Annotated in this window: 18 protein-coding genes and 3 pseudogenes; 17 read left to right on the top strand and 4 right to left on the bottom strand. The window is 35.4% G+C overall.

Features of this window, described 5'->3' with window-relative positions:
* Positions 1-552 precede the first annotated feature (552 nt).
* Both K737_RS09345 and K737_RS10245 read left to right on the top strand, forming a co-directional pair.
* A complete protein-coding gene (locus K737_RS09345; protein ID WP_006290367.1) occupies positions 553-693 on the top strand; it encodes an IS630 transposase-related protein in 141 nt (46 codons plus the stop codon).
* A 214-nt stretch (positions 694-907) separates the two neighbouring features.
* Entirely contained in the window at positions 908-1,141 is a 234-nt protein-coding gene (locus K737_RS10245; RefSeq protein WP_006290365.1) for a hypothetical protein, read from the top strand.
* Positions 1,142-1,759: 618 nt separating this feature from the next.
* Here the strand turns inward: K737_RS10245 and K737_RS02490 are convergent.
* A complete protein-coding gene (locus K737_RS02490; RefSeq protein ID WP_006290364.1) occupies positions 1,760-2,644 on the bottom strand; it encodes an acetyl-CoA carboxylase carboxyltransferase subunit beta in 885 nt (294 codons plus the stop codon).
* Positions 2,645-3,360: 716 nt separating this feature from the next.
* On the opposite strand from K737_RS02490, the gene K737_RS02495 reads away from it, so the two are divergent.
* The 3 genes from K737_RS02495 (at position 3,361) to lipB (ending at position 5,884) form a co-directional block, all read left to right on the top strand.
* Positions 3,361-4,305 (top strand): hypothetical protein, encoded by a 945-nt coding sequence (locus K737_RS02495; RefSeq protein ID WP_161630412.1) that lies wholly within the window; start codon positions 3,361-3,363, stop codon positions 4,303-4,305.
* 149 nt (positions 4,306-4,454) lie between these two features.
* Positions 4,455-5,231 carry an undecaprenyl-diphosphate phosphatase gene (locus tag K737_RS02500; protein WP_161630413.1) on the top strand — a complete coding sequence of 259 codons (777 nt, stop codon included), beginning with the start codon at positions 4,455-4,457 and terminating at the stop codon, positions 5,229-5,231.
* Positions 5,232-5,239: 8 nt separating this feature from the next.
* Positions 5,240-5,884, top strand: a complete 645-nt coding sequence (gene lipB / locus K737_RS02505) for a lipoyl(octanoyl) transferase LipB (RefSeq protein ID WP_006290359.1) — start codon at positions 5,240-5,242, stop codon at positions 5,882-5,884.
* A gap of 217 nt (positions 5,885-6,101) precedes the next feature.
* Here the strand turns inward: lipB and K737_RS11905 are convergent, their stop codons facing one another.
* On the bottom strand, positions 6,102-6,374 hold the full coding sequence (locus K737_RS11905; protein ID WP_006290357.1) for a transposase: 273 nt from the start codon (positions 6,372-6,374) through the stop codon (positions 6,102-6,104).
* 581 nt (positions 6,375-6,955) lie between these two features.
* On the opposite strand from K737_RS11905, the gene K737_RS02520 reads away from it, so the two are divergent.
* The 3 genes from K737_RS02520 (at position 6,956) to K737_RS11410 (ending at position 8,642) form a co-directional block, all read left to right on the top strand.
* Positions 6,956-7,357, top strand: coding sequence for a hypothetical protein (locus K737_RS02520; RefSeq protein WP_006304216.1), 402 nt, complete (start codon positions 6,956-6,958; stop codon positions 7,355-7,357).
* A 630-nt stretch (positions 7,358-7,987) separates the two neighbouring features.
* On the top strand, positions 7,988-8,143 hold the full coding sequence (locus K737_RS09965) for a hypothetical protein (protein ID WP_161630414.1): 156 nt from the start codon (positions 7,988-7,990) through the stop codon (positions 8,141-8,143).
* A gap of 370 nt (positions 8,144-8,513) precedes the next feature.
* Positions 8,514-8,642 carry a hypothetical protein gene (locus K737_RS11410; RefSeq protein ID WP_268743850.1) on the top strand — a complete coding sequence of 43 codons (129 nt, stop codon included), beginning with the start codon at positions 8,514-8,516 and terminating at the stop codon, positions 8,640-8,642.
* A gap of 39 nt (positions 8,643-8,681) precedes the next feature.
* Here K737_RS11410 and K737_RS10500 read toward each other — a convergent pair whose 3' ends face one another.
* Entirely contained in the window at positions 8,682-8,846 is a 165-nt protein-coding gene (locus K737_RS10500) for a hypothetical protein (RefSeq protein ID WP_200863590.1), read from the bottom strand.
* 530 nt (positions 8,847-9,376) lie between these two features.
* Here K737_RS10500 and K737_RS10355 point away from each other — a divergent pair.
* From K737_RS10355 to K737_RS11035, 3 genes and pseudogenes are all read left to right on the top strand, one after another.
* Positions 9,377-9,995: pseudogene (locus K737_RS10355) on the top strand (IS5 family transposase).
* Between the two features lie 72 nt (positions 9,996-10,067).
* Positions 10,068-10,216: pseudogene (locus K737_RS09350) on the top strand (helix-turn-helix domain-containing protein).
* Positions 10,217-10,252: 36 nt separating this feature from the next.
* Positions 10,253-10,519 carry an IS1 transposase gene (locus tag K737_RS11035; protein ID WP_006304206.1) on the top strand — a complete coding sequence of 89 codons (267 nt, stop codon included), beginning with the start codon at positions 10,253-10,255 and terminating at the stop codon, positions 10,517-10,519.
* A gap of 315 nt (positions 10,520-10,834) precedes the next feature.
* Here the strand turns inward: K737_RS11035 and K737_RS02550 are convergent, their stop codons facing one another.
* Positions 10,835-12,115, bottom strand: a complete 1,281-nt coding sequence (locus tag K737_RS02550; protein WP_006304204.1) for a signal recognition particle protein — start codon at positions 12,113-12,115, stop codon at positions 10,835-10,837.
* Between the two features lie 1,388 nt (positions 12,116-13,503).
* Between K737_RS02550 and K737_RS02560 the strand changes: the two genes are divergently transcribed.
* The 6 genes and pseudogenes from K737_RS02560 (at position 13,504) to K737_RS02585 (ending at position 19,047) form a co-directional block, all read left to right on the top strand.
* Positions 13,504-14,160: an OmpH family outer membrane protein gene (locus K737_RS02560; protein WP_006304200.1), complete on the top strand. Its 657-nt coding sequence runs from the start codon at positions 13,504-13,506 to the stop codon at positions 14,158-14,160.
* An 18-nt stretch (positions 14,161-14,178) separates the two neighbouring features.
* Positions 14,179-15,180, top strand: coding sequence for a UDP-3-O-(3-hydroxymyristoyl)glucosamine N-acyltransferase (lpxD, locus tag K737_RS02565; RefSeq protein ID WP_006304199.1), 1,002 nt, complete (start codon positions 14,179-14,181; stop codon positions 15,178-15,180).
* Positions 15,167-15,679 (top strand): 3-hydroxyacyl-ACP dehydratase FabZ, encoded by a 513-nt coding sequence (gene fabZ, locus K737_RS02570; protein ID WP_006304198.1) that lies wholly within the window; start codon positions 15,167-15,169, stop codon positions 15,677-15,679. The genes lpxD and fabZ overlap by 14 nt, the downstream gene beginning before the upstream one ends.
* A gap of 48 nt (positions 15,680-15,727) precedes the next feature.
* Complete coding sequence (locus K737_RS02575) at positions 15,728-17,077, top strand: sigma-54-dependent transcriptional regulator (protein WP_006304197.1); 1,350 nt, start codon at positions 15,728-15,730, stop codon at positions 17,075-17,077.
* Positions 17,078-17,337: 260 nt separating this feature from the next.
* Positions 17,338-18,204, top strand: coding sequence for a hypothetical protein (locus K737_RS02580; protein WP_006304196.1), 867 nt, complete (start codon positions 17,338-17,340; stop codon positions 18,202-18,204).
* Between the two features lie 633 nt (positions 18,205-18,837).
* A pseudogene (locus tag K737_RS02585) lies at positions 18,838-19,047 on the top strand (helix-turn-helix domain-containing protein).
* The last annotated feature ends 100 nt before the right edge of the window (positions 19,048-19,147 follow it).

A 19,147-nucleotide genomic window follows, 5' to 3' on the forward strand; every position in this document is an offset into this window, starting at 1 on the left:
GCTTTACACTCAACAGATTCAATTAATCTTTAGTTTTTGTGATCGGTGAAGCATCAGTATCCATAACTACCCCCCGACCTGGCTTCAGCTCCTTTATTAAAAATTGTTCCCCTCCACGTTTCGAATACCTTCGTAGTATAAGATCCATTAAATATCATTGGAGCTATCGATTTATTATTCACGAATCCCGCTATAATATAGCCAAAACATCATAAAAAGAATATGGCAATGGAGCTGGATAAAATTATAATTATGTAATTAATTATACAATTAAAGTTATGACATATTTATTAGATTTTCGAAAAAAGTATTAAAAACAAAGCACGGGTTATCATTTGAAAAAGTAGCCGCTAGATTTTCCATATCTAAATCAGCAGTAGTGAGATGGAGTAAAAATCTTGAAGGAGTCAACAAAAGGAATAATCCCTGGACAAAATTAGACAAAGAGAAATTATATAGAAGAATTTCCAGATAGTTTAGCTATGAAAGGGCTAAGAGGTTATAGTAATTTAGGTTGAATTAGGTGTAATTTTTTTGTTAAATAAAAGGAAAATGACAAAGAGCTACAGTAACTATTTAAGACAAAGGGGAATAGAATATTTAGATGAGGGGGGGGGCGGATATATTGAAGCATCGCACCTATTTAAAATAAGTGTATCAGCGGTAGGAAGTTGGTATAGAAAATTGGCATAGAAAATACAGACAAGAAGGCTGTTATTTTTCTAAGAGGTGTGGTAGCTAAGAAAAAAAGATTGACTTAGAGAAGCTTAAAGCGTACGTCAAACAAAACTAAGATATGCCCTTGAAAAAAGCTGCTCAAGAATTTGGGGTGAATATTTTTACACTCAGGTACTGGTTAAAAAGATTAGGCTATACAAAATCAAACTGAAAGTGTTGGACTAATGCGTTGAAAGTTGTCATTGACGCGCTCGACAAGATCCCTGGCGATGTTGTCCCAGGTTTGGTCGAAAAAATGCAGCATACCGTCTTGCAAAACTCTTTGGCAGAGACGAAAAATCGATTATTGCGCACATGTTCATTCTTCGATGGGGTTCAGGTTTTGGGGGCAGGGGGGAACAATGCACATCAATCCCCCTTTTTTTCGCTTCCCCCCACCATAGGTAAAGGCTTTTTTTTATAACTAAATCCTAGCTTTCTTAACCTTCCGTATACAGAAACAAATACTTGCGTTAACTGGCTTTGCTATCTCAGCTCATTTCTTATCTCCATTAGCTTGAACATAAATCCTTAGCTTTTCTGGGACTGTGGGGTAGACCTACTATCCCTTTTTTTGTATCTTATTCCCCCCTACTTACGCTGCTTTTACTAAATTTAAACACTTTGGATGTCGTTTTTTGATCGTTACTAAATTTAATATATTCTATTACTTGCTCTCTTAGATTGAAGCTGTGTTGTTTCTTTGTCATTTTTTGTTAAAAATAGTACCACTCTGTCCCACTTTCAAGCTAAATTACTATAAAGTTTTCTGATCTGATAGAAAGTTTGAAAAATTACGTAGATTATTAAAATTTACCTAAAGATTTTTTTAGAGTCGGAGAATCTAAAATCTAATCTCTCTAAAATTCTTTTGCCTCGGAATTAGATGTTCTATTAAAAATTTCGTTAGGATGTACAAAAGATAGATAAAAGATAGTTTGTACCTAAAAAATTTTTCAAATTTTAATCCAAGTACAATAGTTTTTCTATTTTTGTACAACTCAAACTCAGGTCTCTTTGGGGAATATAAAATTTCCCTTTATCAAATCTCAAGGCCAGAATTGGAATCTGGAATACATTTGGGGAGATCAAACAAAGACAGTATTTTTCCCAAAACTGCTCTCATCTCTTTTCGGTTTATAATATGGTCAATAAACCCATGATCTTTTTGAAATTCTGCGGTTTGAAATCCAGGAGGAAGAGGCTGGCGTGTGGTTTCTTGAATCACACGAGCCCCGGTGAACCCAATAACTGCTTTGGGTTCTGCCAAAGTTATATCTCCCAAGGAAGCAAACGAGGCAGCAACTCCCCCAGTAGTGGGGTGAGTAAGCACCGAAATAAACGGAATCGCACTTTCCCTTAATTGAGTCAAAGCCAAAACAGTACGGGGCATCTGCATTAAAGAAAGAATGCCTTCCTGCATACGCGCCCCCCCTGAAGAAGAAAAGATAATATACGGCTTTTTATGATGTAATGCCCATTGCGCACCTTGAATCAGGATTTCCCCCACTCCTAGCCCCATAGACCCCCCAACAAAACTAAAATTAAAGCAAGCCACAATAGCAGTACGCCCCAGGATACTGCCCTGAGCTAACAACACGGCTTCCCATTGCTGAGTTTTAAGACGTGCATCTTTTAGTCGATCTACATAACGTTTTTGGTCGCGAAACTGAAGAGGATCTTCTTTTAAACGCACCGACTCTAACACAGAATAACTTCCCTCATCAAAAAGGTGAGAATATCGAAGCTTTGGTGGGCAAAGTCCGTGATGACCACAGTGAGAGCACACATATAAAGATTTTTCAAAATCAGAGGTTAAGATCATAGTTTCGCAAGATGAACATTTGCTCCACAAGTGTTCTGGGACCTCTCGCTTCGATATTAAGTTTCGAATACGTGGAGGAATAAAATCAGTGAGCCAACTCATAAATCAGCACTCTAAAATTTTCTACTATTTCATAAAGCATTATGACAGAATATTTATGGTTTGTATATCGTAATTTTATGTAAAGAAGAAAAGTAGTTTTATTTAATAGGATAGAAAAAGATGAGGTGATGTTAATGGTACTATAGCACAAATATTTTAGATAACTTAAGAATTTTATACAGTAGAATTTTTTTTTTCAAAATAATAAATTATTTTTATCCAAAAATGTAAAAAAATATTAGAGATTTTCTGTGGAAATGGGGTAAATTGATTAATTATTAAAAACTATGAAATTTTTTAATTTTTTTTTATATTTTTTGCATTACAATTAAATAATGTTTTATTTGACAAAAAATAATATGAATTATGATAAAAATAAAAAAATTATCTTATTTTTAGGAATGTTTTTAATATCTTCACAAAAAGGATTTTCTGAAAATGGCCCCTCTGGAGATAAATGGAAAAATTTTGAAGAATTTCAAACTAATTGGACAGATCATCCCAATCCTTATCCTTCCAATAGCTTAGATATAGAGAAATTTGCGACGAATATTAGGTACGAAAATCGAAAAGAAAAGAAAACAAAAACTGAAACTTTTCTTAGTAATTTTGGAGCGGACACTTCTCCTCGAAGACTTAATACTCTTTACTCCGTTCTAAAGACCTTAAGCGATGTTTTAAATGTTTATCGCATAAACGAAGAAGAAAAATTTAGGTTGGTTAAAAAGATTTTTACCAAACTTTCTTCCTATGTTAAGGAAAATAAAGATAGTTTTTTGAAATCAGTTAGTGAAAATAAAGAAAACATATGTTCAAAAATAGAAAACAAAAAATTAGAAAAAAATGAAAAAGAACAATTTTTAGAAAGATGCGCATATCTGGTTGAAGGTGTATTAAAAAAAACCGATAGTGCTAATGCTAAAAACGATAATGCAAAAAATAAAAGCAATATCTCTAAAGAAAAAGGCAATATCTCTAAAGAAAAAGATCCATTTAAAGCGATAATATTAGAAATTCAGAATATTTTTAATAACATTGACGAAAAAAAGAAACAAATTAAGAATTTCGATATAGAAAAATCGAATTTAAGAAAAAACAATCTCAATAATGGTGGTGCTGTGAATAAAAACACTCAAGAAGCTAAGGAAATGATAGATGGAATGAAGCAACCAAAAAATGTAACCTTGCCTGATCAAACTAGAAAAAATTCTCTAAACGTTTCAATTGCAACTAGTGACAGTAGTGCTCATCCTAGTGGTGGTTCTGTTACAAATTCTCAACTCGCTAATGCTAATAATGCAAAAAAGAATGCAGTTGCTCCTCATCTTCAAAACGTTCCTTCAGATGAGATTACTGATTCTGTTTCTGTTCAAACCCCTTCTCAAAAAATTGTTGATAGTACAGCAAGTAATGAAAAAATAAAAAATCAATTCAATGAAACAGGCGCTGATCCTAGGGTAAGTAATAATGATAATGATAATGATAATGATTTCGAGATTGTAAATTTACAAGAAACAAAAGAAAACTTGAAAGAAATAAATCAAGATTTGACTGAAATATCTTCAATCGTAGATTCGAAAGAAACGAATGGCTCAAAAATTCAAACGAATTCATCTTCTCCTAAAGGATTTTTCAATAAATTAATGTTTTGGAGAAAATAAAATCAAGCAAAATTAATTAACGAATTTTCTAAAGAAATCTATCCATTTGCTTTAAAAAAATGCTCTTTTTTCTTTAAGAAAATCATGCTACCCTTAGGGACTTATTAAAGTTAAAATTTTCTATGAAGCATTTCTTGTGGGTGTACAGCTTGGTACAGGGCATTACGGAAGCAATTCCAGTAAGTTCTTCTTCCCACATTCGTTTAATTGCCCAGTGGATGCAGCATCCTTTAAGTCTTGCACTGGAAGGTGCTCTTCATATGGGAACAGGTCTTGCTTTTTGCGCAATGTATCCGTCATCTGTAAAGAAAGCATTTTTGGGTTTTTTTCATGTCTTAAAGGGAAAATATACGACCTCAGAAGCACACTGGTGGATTTTTGTTACTGTTGCCAGTCTTCCCGTACTTGTTTTGGGGGGATTGATGCATTTGCTTCACATGCGCTTGCGGATTCCTGGTGCTATTGCAGTATTGTGTGCTGCTTCTGGTTTTTTGTTGTGGTGGTTTGACCGATATGGGCCACGTATTTATTCCACAAAAGTTGAAAATTTTGAAAAGGGTTGGGTGTTTCGGGCATGCATGCTGGGAGCCTTACAAATGCTGGCGCTTTTCCCTGGAGTTAGTCGTCTTGGAGCATGTTTATTGGCAAGCAGGTGGATCGGATATTCTAGAAGCGAATCTTTGCATATTTCTATTGTTCTTGGAATTATTTCTATTTTTGCTTGTGTTACGTTAGAGGCTCCGGCTTTGGTTCATCTAGATTTTACTCTCTCTCTTTGGGTGCAAACCATTGGAATTACATTTTTCAGCTGTTTTGCTGCGTTATGGATGTTTCGTTGCTATATACAAAATGTTTCCTTTTTTTGGTTTTTTTTATATCGGTGTGTTTTAGCCGGGCTACTTATGTTTAATCACGTTCTGTCTTAAGTGTTTTTATGTGCACTATTCCGTTTCATTGTTATCGCTGGTCTTTGCCGCAAGATTATCCTTATATATGCGATGCTATGGTCGCTTATGCCGATGATATTGCATTGGGAAGGGCCTGCGAATCGCTGTGGCTTTTAAGTCACACTCCGGTTTATACGTTAGGTGCAGGTGCGCTTTCTTACGTATCTCAAGATTTGAACGTTCCCGTTTACCGCGCCGGTCGGGGAGGGTTGCTAACGTTTCATGGACCAGAGCAAAGGATGATCTATCCTTTTATTTACATCAAGAGCCGGGGTTTTACAGTTTCTTCCTATTTAAGCAGTTTAGAGCAATGGGTTGTTCACTTTTTAAATTTATTAGGAATTCAAGGAGAGTGCACCCAAGATCGGCGTGGTGTATGGATCCAAAATAAAAAAATAGCTTCCCTTGGAATCCAGATTAAACGAAATGTTGCCTTTCATGGAATGGCTTTAAATCTTTATTCTCCTTCCAAGGCGTTTTTAAAGATTTCTCCTTGCGGACTGGAAAAAAAATTTGGAATCACTTCTTTGGAGCAGTTGGGCATACCCCTTTGTTATCAAGAAATAGATAGGCTTCTGTGGAAAGTGTGTCCTTTTAAATTCTCTGTTGAAGACCAAAAGATAAGGGGATAGTGTTCTAAAAATTAAAGAATTGGAATAGAAATAGCGCTCAAAAGTGCGAAAATCAATTGTAAGAAGCTAAATGGGTAAGAAAATATTTACACTATAGTAATTTGGCCTGAAGATGGGATTTGGAAGAATGCAGAAATAGCTTCATAAAGTTTGCCAAATGTATTAATTTGGCATTTAATCCATCGGTTCATATTGGCCCAGAATTTTTTAATTGGATTTAGATCAGGGGCACTCCACACCAAACAGATTCAATTAAATCTTTAGGTTTCTGTGATCGGTGAAAGGCAGCAGTATCCATAACTCCCCTCTGACCTGGCTTCAGATCCTTTATTAAATGTTCCCCCCAAGTTTCGAATACATTCGTAGTGCAAGATCCATTAAACATCATTGGAGCTATCGATTTATTATTCACTAATCCCGCTATAATATTTGTTCGCGCGCAATATTTGCCACTTTTTGTACCTATCGGTTTTTTACTTTTTCTTCCCATCCTCTATCTTTGCCAATCGTTAGCTCTATACCACTTTCATCACTATATAGCTAAAACATCATAAAAAGAACATGACAATAGAGCTTGATAGAATTATTAATTACATAATAAATTATATAATTAAAATTATGATATATTCATTAGATTTCGAAAAATCAATTGGGTTGATATCTGGCTTGCAAAGGGGGTTGGGTGCTACCAAACTTTCCAAAAGAAAGCGGTAGTTTTATGAATAATTCCACTTTCCATAAAGGGAAAGCTATGAAAAATATGCTAGAAGATGCCATAGTTTGCTTTGTTTGCCTCATTATTCTCCAGATCTCAATTCTATTGAGAAAAAATAGGCCTAAGCCAAACATATAAGAAGAACTTCAACTTGCTCAATTGACCACTTGTTTCAATTCCATTTTTCGTAATCTTTTTATACTGATTTAGATATATATAATACATTTTGTGATGCTTTGGTTATACTTTGTTGTTCAGAGTTCGTTTTTTAATGTTAATTTAATAAGCACGGGGTATAATTTATAGAGTAAGCTTCTAACAAATTTTTAGAAATGAAAAAGATACTACTCTTTATAATGTTTAATGCGATCGGCATGCTTTCTTATGCACAAAAAAATCTGGAAGAATTTTCTAGCTCGTATCTAAGGGGTGCGCTGAAAGTTCTTTTAAGAAGTTCTTCAACAGATGATGTTGAAAAAAAGATGAGCAACGTAGCAGTAAAGGAAATGTCAGAAAAATTTTCAGATCTAAGTCAAGACGATCAAGACAAGATGTTAAAGACGATGAAAGTTTTAAGTGTTTTGCCTCAAGACTATGAAGACGAGCAGCTTGACGAGATTTTAAAAGAAAATGGTATACAAAAAGAAGATTTTCAAAAAATTATAGAAGAGGTGGATTCTTCCAGTTTGCCGTCTACAATGAATTCCGATGTTGAGGTATTTATTTGGAAAAAGTTACACGATAATTTAAAAAAATAAATAAATAAAAATTTTAAATATTTATTGTATAAAATAAAGATAAAAATCTCGTAATGTGTTTGAGTTGTGTTTTTTTGTAATGCTTGAACATGACAAAGCTTTTTTTATTTTTTATTCGTTTTTTCTCTCTTGTACTATTTTTTACAGTTAATACAGAGAAAAAACGAGATATTTATTTCAGGAATATGTGAGGTTCATAGATTTATAAATATAGTAATTTAGGTTGAATTAGATATTTCAAAGAACCACGAAATCGCCTCGAATAGAGCATTGAAATTTAGTATATTGTCCACCTCTTCGTATTAGCCCATATTGGATTCAAATCACAAGAGTAAGGAGGTAGAAAAATTATACTGATACTGCATTGTTACAGATTCTATTACTTCTTGACGTCTCTTGGATTTATGAAAATAGGCATAATAACACCTTGACCAGGATTTAGTTCCTTGATCAAAAATTTTTCTACCCAAGTCCGTTACCCCCCATTGATGCTATCGGCGTGTTATCAACCAAACCGGCAATACTTATTTCCCACTCTTTTTTCCAAGCAACTTTTTACTTTTTCTGCCCCAGTTTCTGTCTTTGCACATAGCCATATCAATGCCGCTTTCATCAATATACTCATGCTGAATGAAATTGTTTAAAAGTTTAATTTTATGTGTTAGTAATTTTTTTTACGCAAAGATTTCTGAAAGAAGATCGTGTTGCGTTAAGAACCGACGCGTAGAAGATAGGCTTAAGGCAGTTTTGTTATCCGACAAGGGGTGGAGCTCGTCAAATTGCTGAGGCTCTTCTGATTGACGATCAGTCGAGGAGTATAAGTTAATGGTGTAAAGCGGGGGCTCTGTAAGCAAGCGGAAAGTTTCACAAATAGCAGAACTTATCGCACGTTTGGAAGCCACAACGTATATGATGAAAGTAAGCGATACCTGCGCTTATGTTCTTGAACCCTGTGGCTTCACGCCCATAATTTTTCATTTAAAAAGCCAGCAGCAGGGCCCGCAAAGGCAGCCAAGCAGGAAGCCCTTTATTCAACGGTGATGACGATACCGCCGAAGGATGAATCCATCCTGTTTGGTGATGGCGTGCGCACCAGCATGGCAACGAAAATCACCTGTCAGGCACCCCCATGACACGAGGGTACATGCGCCTTACGGTGGTATCCTTCAAAACCTTGAATAGCGCCCCCTTGAAGACGTTTTTTGATCCGCTGAAAGACGCTTATCCAAAGGAGCCTAACATTCACCTGATCTTGAATCAAAGACCTTATAACACAAGCAAATAAACCCAAAAAGCAGCAAAAGAAAGGGGGGACTGAGGTGCATTATTTCCAGCCCCAACCTGAACCCCATCGAAGAATGAACATGTGCGCAAAAATCGATTTTTCGTCTCTGCCAAAGAGTTTTGCAAGAGTATGCTGCATTTTTTCGACCAAACCTGAGACAACATTGTCATGGATCTTGTCGAGCGCGTCAATGATAACTTTCAACGCATTAGTCCAACATTTTTGGTTTGATTTTGTATATACCGGATTCTTTGTGGTGGGGAGAAAAATATTTTCTATAGGATATATTGCTATTTATTAAGCCTGTTAATAAACCTATTGCAATTACTGTATTCCAAGGCGTTGTAACCTCCCATGAAATTGATCTTTATACTTAATCATATTTTTCAGTATCACTTCCCTTTAGAAAAACAACCATGAGTTCGAGAAAGCTGCTTTCTTTGAAAAGCTATCTTCTTTTATTCTTACTTGAAGACAAATAACTAATTTTGAAGAAATTTCTAAATTTTAATTTTTGCTGAAAGATTCGCATACTCAAGAAAAATAGTATAAAACAAAAAAATTTCGAATCTTTTCAACTTAAATTTTAAAACTCTCCCATAACGGAAAAACTTTTTTTAACAAAGAGATACAGGGGCCTTCCTCAATTAAGTTCATTTTTTCTGTATTTTTTGAGAGTTTAATAAAAATGCAAAAGAGAGGTGTATGGATTGCGGGAAGATCAATGAGATAAGATAAAGGATCTTTTTCCTGAAAAAAAGAGCTGTTGGTATTAGCCAAGAGCAATCGCCTGGTTTTGGAGGCAGTTTACACCGTTATCGCACAGGGATTCCGTGGAGAGATTTCAAAGTCTTCACACCCGTTGGAGTCGAAAAGGCGTGTGGAAAAGTGTTTTTGAAATCTTAGCTAATGATGCCTTGAAGACGGGTGCAATGAACGATTGTGCATGCCCATAAACACAGCGCTAAGCGCGAAAAAAAAGAGGAGAATCAAGTTATTGGACAGTCCTTTGGAGGTTTAAGCACTAAGATCCATGCAATCTGTGATGCCCACGGCAATCCCATCGCTTTTCACTTGACAAAAAGTCAGGACCATGATCTGGGGGTGATGCGTTGATGGATCGCCTCGTGAAGACTGATAGAGTGCTTTCCGATGAACGCAAAAACTTAAAAAAAAGGGGCGTAAAGTCTTTCCCCACCTAAAAAGCACCGTTTAAAGCCTTCATATTAGATAAATATCTTTATAAATTTCGTCATTTGATCGAGAATTTTTTTGCTAAACTCAAAGCAACACCGCGCTATTACTCCGCGCTATGATAAAACGTCTGTAAAGATTCTGGAAGTTTTTAACTAAAGATATTTTTTTGTTATAATTGCGTAAAGGATGTATTTTAAAAGTCTCTAAAAATGATTGTATGTAAAATTTGTGAATGTTCGGAGTGCTTTAAAAGCGATTTTGTTCGAGGGGGAAGCGGTACAAATATAAAAAATGTGGAAAAAATTTCACGAGGTGTGCCCGAGAAAGACAAGCTCCAAGCCCTCGTTTTATACGCAAGCGGCCTTTCAATGAACTGAATTGCTCAGCGTTTTGGTGTCAGCGCCACCGCTATTTTGAAGTGGGCGGGCATCTTAGGATTAAGGCTATGCGCCAAAATTGAGCCCTCTCCAGAAGATAAAGGTATTGTCAAGAAAGTCGATAAATTTTGGTATTATTTAAAAAAAAGAAGCAAAAAATTTTGGATTTTTAAAGCTTGGATTTTTAAAGCCTGTGATCGTGCTGGAAAACGGCTTATCGATTGGGAATTTGGTGATCGCTCGCGTCAAACATTCAAACGACGTTTTGAACGATTAAAAAAATGGAAAATTTTATTTTATTGAGGAGATCATTGGGCAGATTTTAATAAAATTGTTCCAAGCAATGCTTCTTTCAGGGAAAAGATAAAACGTTTTCCATTAAACAAAATAACGCTCCACACCGCCATTGGTTTGCGAGATTTCGCCCCCCCCTTGCAAACACACGATCTCTTGAAATGCTGGAGGGAACACTGCGTATTTTTTCGGCACTTCACGTTAATAAAACTTTGAAAATTAATCATGCTATTTGGTTAAAGGCCCCAGATTCTGTACGCTATCCGCCTGGCTTCAACAGTCCTTTAGCTTAATTGAGGAAACACCCTAGCATTTATCAATTTTTTATTTAGAAAATTTTCCAAACATTTTTTTCATTTCTCCAAAACGTGTCAACAGCTGATTAACGTCTTGAACTGTGGTTCCGCTTCCCCTTGCGATACGTTTTTTTCGAGAGGCATCAAGTATCTTGGGGTCCTTTCTTTCTTTAACAGTCATGGACGACAAAATCGCTTTCTCTTTTTTAAAAGAAGTGTCTTTATTTTGCAAAGACTCTAGAATTGCCCCCATTCCTGGGATTAATTTTAGTATAGAGGATAACCCCCCCATTTTTTGCATTGCGTCCATCTGAACAATAAGATCATCCAAAGTAAATATTCCTTTTTGAATACGACTTAGTTGCTGAGCGTGGGTTTCATGGGAAAGAAGTTGCGTGGTTTTGTGCACAAGTTCTGCGATATCTCCTTGATCTAATATACGATTGACTATACGCTTTGCGTCCCATTGCATAAAGTCTTGAGGTTTTTCACCGGTTCCTAAAAATTTTATGGGAAGGTCCAACAACGACTTTAAAGATAAAATTACTCCAGCTTTATGATTAGCATCTAATTTCGACAACGCTATTCCATTAAGCGTTAATTTAGAAAAAGATTTTGAAACCTCTGTGATGCTTTGCCCTATTAAACTGTCACAAACCAGTAAGTTTTCTTTTGCGCGAATAATATTTTGCAGTTGAACTAACTCTTCCATCAGCTCTTTATCCACGTGCAAACGTCCTGCGGTGTCAAAAATGATGTGATCATAGAAAGGCGTTTTAGATAGCGCGCGTTTTGCAGTGGTGTAAACATCTTCTTCTACAACAGGAAGGACGTCTACACCAATGCTATTTCCTATTACTGCAAGTTGGGACTGAGCTGCGGGACGATAAGGGTCGAGAGAAACAAGAAGTGTTGAAATATTCTGAGCTTTAAACATAAAGGCTAATTTTCCACATAAGGTTGTTTTTCCACTTCCTTGCAACCCCATAACCAGAATAGAAGACCTTCTGGCCCAGTGAACTGGATCATTATTTACCAAGGCAAGCATTTCATCGTACACAATCTTACTGATGAGCTGGTCTGGATACAATGACTTTACAAGGTTTCTGCCTAACGCCTGGTCTTGAACTTTTTGTAAAAACGTCTTAATAACTGGAAGCGCTACATCTGCTTCTAGTAAAGCAATCCTAATTTCCCTTAACGCTTTATCTATATCTTTTTGTGTGACAACAGAGCCATTTCCGATGCGTTGTACTGCATTACGCACAGAAACTCCTAAACGTCCAAACATTTCTTGGGTATCGATCAATAAAATCCTGTTCAGTCTACCTTAATTTGCTTTAAAAATCAAATGAAATAAAAAAATTTATCTATGCTAAAAAGATAGACATTCACTAAATACATAATTATCAATTTATTAAAAAATCTTACCGTAAGTTCATTGATAATTTCTACTTTTATTTATTTTATCATGAATTATCGCATTATACAGCAAAAGCTAAATAAAACGATTTTAATTAATAATTTTATGGCATATTCAGTAGATTTTTTTTGACGTAGAGTGTTAAAAATCAGAGAGGAAGAAGGACTAAGATTTGACGAGGTGTGGCATTCCTTTGACTGGGAGTCTGGTTTCAAACAACTGTAAATATCTTGGGGTTCAACGCGTGGATGCTGCAAGATTTGATCCCCAAACTTCCTGAAAAGCAGTGGGGGAGCCATGGACAATGCAACTTTTCCCGAAAGCCAAGACATGCTAAAGGTCTTGGAAGCTTCAGGGCACTCCTCTCCTCTATCTTTTTGCCTTATTCACCAGACCTAAATTCCATCAAAGATAAATAGGCACAGAAAAACACTTAGGCGCACTCTTAGATGAAGTATAGAAACTCTCTTCCAATATATATAAAATCATAAAATCATTTTATATAGTTGTAGCTATGATACATAAGGGGAAAACAGTGCTTTTTACAAGAAAAGTCTTTGTTCATTATCCTGTAGGTTGATATTTTGTGACTACAATTTTTAGAGCTTCCACGTATTTCTAACTTACTATAAATAATAATATCTTGATAAACTTATCTTAAGTGCTCTTTTGACGAGGCGTCTATTTAAAATTCCATAGAAGACCTCTTTACTAGCGGTGGTTGCTGTGGGACTAACTTGTGTAAAAAGATTTTTTTTCTTTGTATGCAAGACTTTTTTAAAAAATTAACAAGCACATTGTCAAAAATATTTGTTGTAAATTAATTTTTTAAAATACAAAAATCGAAGAATACCAAATAAATATTTTTTTTTGGATAAGAGAGCAGAAAAGCATTTTAGCACCAAAATAAGTAATATCGCAGAAATTTTACTTTCTCATCAAATCTGAAAGATCTCATCAAATCTGAAAGAATATCGTGAAGACAGAAAAAAGACGTTTTTCAATATTAATCAAATAGAAAAACAGGTGGATGCAGGGGGGGGAAGTACGAAAAAAAGACAAAGTTAATTTTTTTTCGTTTTTGATACAGATTAAAAAATTTAATTTCTGTAAATTATGAGTAAAATTTTGTTTTAGAAATGGTAAATTATTGCAAAATAACTTATTGCTTATATTGAGCACTTGATTTTTCGTAAAAAAATTATGATGATCAAAAGAAAGGTGCGACTTAAGTATAAAAGTTCGTGATTTATAAAAATATTTAGGAGTTAAGTGTGGAGAAATTAAATATGAAAAAGATGAGTCTAAGTTTACTGCATAAAAGTTTTTTTTGTATTTTTTCTTGTTTGATTCTTTGTGGTTCGGTTTGTGGAGAAAGTTCAAAGGAGCAGGATAAGCAAGAAGAAAAAAGAGAAGAGCCTTCAAAGATTTTAACCATAAAAAAGACGGGGGTTGTGTTTTTAAATGGCATTATAGAGGTGCTACCTGCTTATCGAATCTGGAAAAAAGACATAGAAGCTTGGAGAGAGAAAGTTTCTTCAGGACTAATTAAAGAAAAAACAAGTTTAGAAAAAGAATGGAAAAAGTTAGATGGGCTGCGGGGTCTTATTGGAGAAGAAAAATACAATGAAAAAAGAAAAGCACTAGAAGATCGTGTTACAAAGCTTGAGCAGTCTCATTCGGAAATGCAAAAAAAAATTTATGTTTCCGAGCAATCAGTAGCCAAATTTTTAGATCAAGAAATGCAGAAAATTTTGGATGATTTGTGCTCAAAACGTGGAATATCTTTGGTTTTGAATGGGGCTGTAGTTTTACACATTGATCGTTCAGAGCTTAATTTAAGTATTGTGGATTTAACTTCTGACGTTGCGCGTTTAATGGAAAAACGGATAGATACGTTAAAAGATTATGTTCCTGGGGCTAAGGGGTAATGCAAAAAAAGGAAGAGGATGTCTTTTGTTTTTGATATAGAATTTATATCCAAGCACACTGGAGTGTTGGGTGCTGCTTTAGAAAAAAAGTTTTCTGGGGTTGCATCTTTTGGAAGCGCAAATCGTGATCAAGTTACTTCTCTGGATCGTTTGGATTTGCTAAAAGATGGAAAGCAGTGTAACGCGGGGGCGTGTTTTGTTCGTCCAGAGCATAAGGATTTTTTGCCGGATCACACCATTCCTTTGTTGTGTCAAACCCCTTGGGAGTGCTGTGTTCGTTTGATGCGTGCGCTTAGTGCTGAGTTTTTTTTAGATTCACAAGGAGACAGAGGAATTCATCCTTCTGCATGGGTTCACCCTGATGCTTTTGTTCCTGATTCTTGTACTGTTGGTCCTTTTGTGGTGATAGAAGAAGGGGCAATTTTGGGGCAAGGATGCATTTTGGGAGCGCATGTTTTAATAGGAAAAAATGTTAATATGGGAAAAGATTGTCGTATTGATTCCCATGTTTCTATTTGCCATGCCTATTTGGGAGATCGGGTTTGTGTTCGCTCTGGGGCCCGAATAGGTCAGCCGGGATTTGGGTTTGTTGTTACAGGTTCTGGGCCTGTGGACGTTCCTCATTGGGGAAAAGTTCGTATTGGGTCAGATGTTGTTTTGGGAGCAAACACTACTATTGACCGGGGAACTTTAGATGATACGTTAATTGGTGATGGAACGCGCATAGATAACTTGGTTCAAGTGGCACACAATGTTCAGCTTGGAAAAAATGTGGTGCTAGTTGCACAAACGGGAATTTCTGGGAGTTGTCATATAGAAGATCAGTGCATGTTAGGTGGTCAAGTGGGGGTAGCTCCTGGGGTGTGTTTAAAAGCCGGAACTGCTGTGGCAGCTAAAAGTGGTGTAATGCGATCGACGGAGTCTGGTGCACAAATCGCTGGAATTCCAGCAATGCCTATCCAGCAATGGAAAAGACAAGTGATCTATTTAAAGCGATTGTTTTCAAATGATAAAGGGTAATATTATGGATTTATTTACTTCTTCTTCGATTTTAAATTCAAAAAGTATTGAATTTTCGATACAAGACATCATGCGATATATTCCTCATCGCTATCCTATGTTAATGGTAGACCGAGTAGTGGATGTTTTACTTGGAGAGCGTGCGGTAGGAATAAAAAATGTTACGATGAATGAGTATTTTTTTTCTGGACATTTTCCAGAGCGCCCTGTTATGCCTGGTGTTCTTATTGTAGAAGCTATGGCGCAGACAGCTGCAGTTTTGGTAATGCATTCTTTAAATTTGACCTCTAAGGATCATATTGTATATTTTATGTCTTTAAATCAAACAAAATTTCGAAGTCCTGTAGTGCCTGGGGATACGTTAAGACTTTGCGTGCAAAAAGAGCAAGAAAGAGGATACGTATGGACGTTTAGAGGAGAAGCTTGGGTAGAAGAAAAGTTAGTAGCAGAAGCAGTGTACACGGCTAAAATTTCTTCGCTTTCTTCTTACGCTGATTAGGAGTTCAAATTATTTTTTGGGTGCAGCTTATAAAAATTAGGAGTTCCGATGCATACTATTCTGGTAGTGGATGATGATAAAGAAATTTGTAAAACTTTAAAGGGGATTTTGGGAGATGAAGGGTTTAAAACCCACATCGCTCAGACACCAGATGAAGCGATGAAAAAATTAAAGAGTGAAAATATTCAGTTGATTTTACTGGATGTTTGGTTCGGTAAAGATTCTTGGGACGGAGTGAATCTTTTAGAGCAAATTAAACAGATTTCTCCTTTAATTCCTATTATTATGATCAGCGGTCATGGGACGTTAGAACTTGCTGTGAAAGCTATTAAGCGGGGGGCGTATGATTTTTTAGAAAAGCCTTTTGACTTGGATCGCCTGCTTTTAAGTGTTCGTCATGGACTGGAACATTCTCAGCTCCACATCCATAAAGTTATGGCTACCAATGAGGCAAAGTCTTGGCCTTTTCCCTTGGCATCTTCGTTGACAAGGCTTGCAGCAACAGATGCTCGAGTATTAATTTTAGGAGAAAACGGAACAGGAAAAACTTCTATTGTAAAGGAAATGGTGCAACTTTCTTCTAGGAAAGATAAATCTGTTTTAATTCTTGAGGCGCAAGAACTTAATACTCTAGGAAATGAAGAATTGTTGGGTATTGAACGTGATCGCGTTGTAGAGCGCGTTGGTCTATTTGAAAAAGCACAAGGAGGAACGATTATTCTCAGAAATGTAGATACGTTAAGCGATAAATTACAAAAAGTTTTATCGGAGCTCTGGGATTTAAATGGAGTGTATCGTGTTAATGGAAAAAATTTAGTTCCATTAAATGTTCGATTTTTAGCCACGGCTCAAGACACATTTTTATCCAAGGCAGGGCTTTTTTTTAAAGAATTTTTTGATCGTATTACGTTGAACTATTTTGTTCTTAAAGTTCTTCGAGAGCACAAGGAAGATATTAAGCTCTGGATAGAATATCTTATGTCTTTTTTTTCATTACGTTATCAAAAATTTCTTAAACCTTTAGATTCTGTGACATTGCGTGCTTTGCAACTGTATGAATGGCCCGGAAATATCACGCAACTTTCTAATGTTATTGAAAACGCTGTGATCGTTGCGACCAAGGATACTTTAATAGCAGAGAATTTTTCTTTACCCGTCATGATGCAATTTAATAATTCCATGCACCAAGATTTATTTTCTCTTTCATTGACAGATGCGCGGTGCATGTTTGAGCATTTTTATATTTCATACCGTCTTTCAGAAGAAAACGGAAACGTATCTATTGTTGCAAGAAAAATCGGTATGGAGCGTTCGGCTTTACACCGAAAAATTAAGCACTTAAACGAAAAACGCATTGAGATTAATCAAAAAAGTGGTTTTTTTTCTTCGACTTTGTAGATTTTATTTCGTAGAAGTAGAAAATGGGGGTGTTGTAGTTGGTAAGAGATACTGTTTATAAAATTCTTGCTCTGGGTTAGAAAATAAAATTAGAATAATAAGGACAAAAAACAAGTAAAGCTTTTCATTTGATGAACTATGTGGAGTGTTATATTTTTGGTAATGTATTATTATTTTTTAACCTATGAGCAGTTTTTTTTACACAATTATAATATAACACAATTATAATATAACTCATAAATCAAAACGCGTATATTAAAATGAAAAATCGTTATCTCCCTTTTTTTTTACTGGTCACGTTTGGAAGTCAAACGTTGTGTGCTGCATCTATCGAAGAGCGATTGGCTTTACTTTCAAAAGCCGGACTTGATGAAAAACAAAATCCTGAAACGAAAAAAATCCTTCCTTCTGGATCTGAAGTCCCGTTATTGAATAATCAGCCCAATGTAAACAATCTAGATTCACGGTATTTAGTAGCAGAAACTTTTGTTCAGGGCAATCAAGAAGATTCTGGATTGATGAAAAAGGGATTAGAGCGCATCACAAAAGGTGTAGAACATGTGGCAGATTATGCAAAAAATGAGCTTCTTCCTCAAGCAGGTGAAGTCGCTTTACAAGCCGGTGAGCATGCAAAAGAAATAGCTGGTAAGGCAGGAGAACAAGCAAAAGAAATTACGCATCAAATAACAGAGCAAGCAAAAGAAACGGGAAAACACTTAATGAGTTATTTTCTGCCAAAAATCAAGGAATTATTTGGAGTTGTGGGAAGAAAATTAATTTCTTGGTCGGGTAATGAAGAAATTTTATCTAAAGAAAAATCACTAGCTGGTGATTATAAAAATGAGATACAAGATCCAGGTTTAGACGTTTTGCATGAAGCAAGTGTTTCTTCTTCCCTTATATCATCAGATAGATTTGAGTCTCCTTCAGAGAGCCCTACTTCTGAAAAACCCGAGTCTCCTTCAGAGAGCCCTACTTCTGAAAAACCCGAGTCTCCTTCAGAGAGCCCTACTTCTGAAAAACCCGAGTCTCCTTCAGAGAGCTCAGCTTCTGAAAAACCCGAGTCTCCTTCAGAGAGCTCAGCTTCTAAAAATTCTTCTTCTCAAAAAGAATCTATAATCATCTAAAACCAAAAGGGCTGTTATTTGAAAAAGTAAATTCTAGAAAAAAACATTAATATCGGTATAGTAAAATGGACAAAAGATCTTGAAAGTAGTGAAAACAAAAGCAAACTTTGGAAATTATAGAAAAATTACTTAGTAGATATAACGAAATATTAAAAAGATATATATTCTGTAATAATGAATAGCAAAGAAGTAAAAAATGTAGTATATATTAACTAAGATATTTTTTCTAAAGATATAGCCAAAAAGATGATTTAAATAATGGGCGGTTGGGAGAGCAACAAGACTAATCCGATAAAGGTCTTTGCCCCAGGCGCTTTGGCGGTGATAAAAAAATAGTTAGTTAATAAAGAGATAACTCTAGATATTCAAGATTCTTCTGCATAATTTTTAAATAATCGGTAATAGTTAAGGATAAATTATTTTTTTGTAAAGTTAAATAAATTTAAGAATTATTAGAAGAAAATAATTAAACCTAATTTTTACCTACTTTCTTTATAGATTTTAATACTATAAAAAATTATATCAGTAATAAAAAAATGTAAAAATTCGAAGCCTTTAACTAAAAATATTTTTTGTTAAAATCAGTAAAGGAACTCTTTTAAAAGTCTCTAAAAAAGATTGTATGTAAATTTTGTGAATGTTTTGATTGCTTTAAAATCGGTTTTGTTCGAGGGGGAAAGCGGTACAAATGTAAAAAATGTGGAAAAAATTGCACGAGGTGTGCCCGAAAAAGACAAGCTCCAAGCCCTTGTTTTATTACGCAAGCGGTCTTTCAATGAACCGAATTGCGCAACTTTTGGTGTCAGCGCGAGCGCTGTTTTGAAGGGGGCGGGCACCTTATAATCAAGGCTATGCGCCCAAACAGAGTCATTCCCAGAAGAAAAGGTATTGTCAAGGAAGTCGATGAATTTTGGCATTATTTAAAAAAAGAAGCAAAAAATTT

Source organism: Holospora undulata HU1, assembly GCF_000388175.3.
GTDB lineage: Bacteria > Pseudomonadota > Alphaproteobacteria > Holosporales > Holosporaceae > Holospora > Holospora undulata_A.

Coding starts and splice junctions, on each gene's coding strand:
- K737_RS09345 (WP_006290367.1), top strand. CDS start 553: ATGACAAAGAGCTACAGTAACTATTTAAGACAAAGGGGAATAGAATAT.
- K737_RS02490 (WP_006290364.1), bottom strand. CDS start 2,644: ATGAGTTGGCTCACTGATTTTATTCCTCCACGTATTCGAAACTTAATA.
- lipB (WP_006290359.1), top strand. CDS start 5,240: ATGTGCACTATTCCGTTTCATTGTTATCGCTGGTCTTTGCCGCAAGAT.
- K737_RS11905 (WP_006290357.1), bottom strand. CDS start 6,374: ATGGGAAGAAAAAGTAAAAAACCGATAGGTACAAAAAGTGGCAAATAT.
- K737_RS02520 (WP_006304216.1), top strand. CDS start 6,956: ATGTTTAATGCGATCGGCATGCTTTCTTATGCACAAAAAAATCTGGAA.
- K737_RS09965 (WP_161630414.1), top strand. CDS start 7,988: ATGAAATTGTTTAAAAGTTTAATTTTATGTGTTAGTAATTTTTTTTAC.
- lpxD (WP_006304199.1), top strand. CDS start 14,179: ATGTCTTTTGTTTTTGATATAGAATTTATATCCAAGCACACTGGAGTG.
- fabZ (WP_006304198.1), top strand. CDS start 15,167: ATGATAAAGGGTAATATTATGGATTTATTTACTTCTTCTTCGATTTTA.
- K737_RS02575 (WP_006304197.1), top strand. CDS start 15,728: ATGCATACTATTCTGGTAGTGGATGATGATAAAGAAATTTGTAAAACT.
- K737_RS02580 (WP_006304196.1), top strand. CDS start 17,338: ATGAAAAATCGTTATCTCCCTTTTTTTTTACTGGTCACGTTTGGAAGT.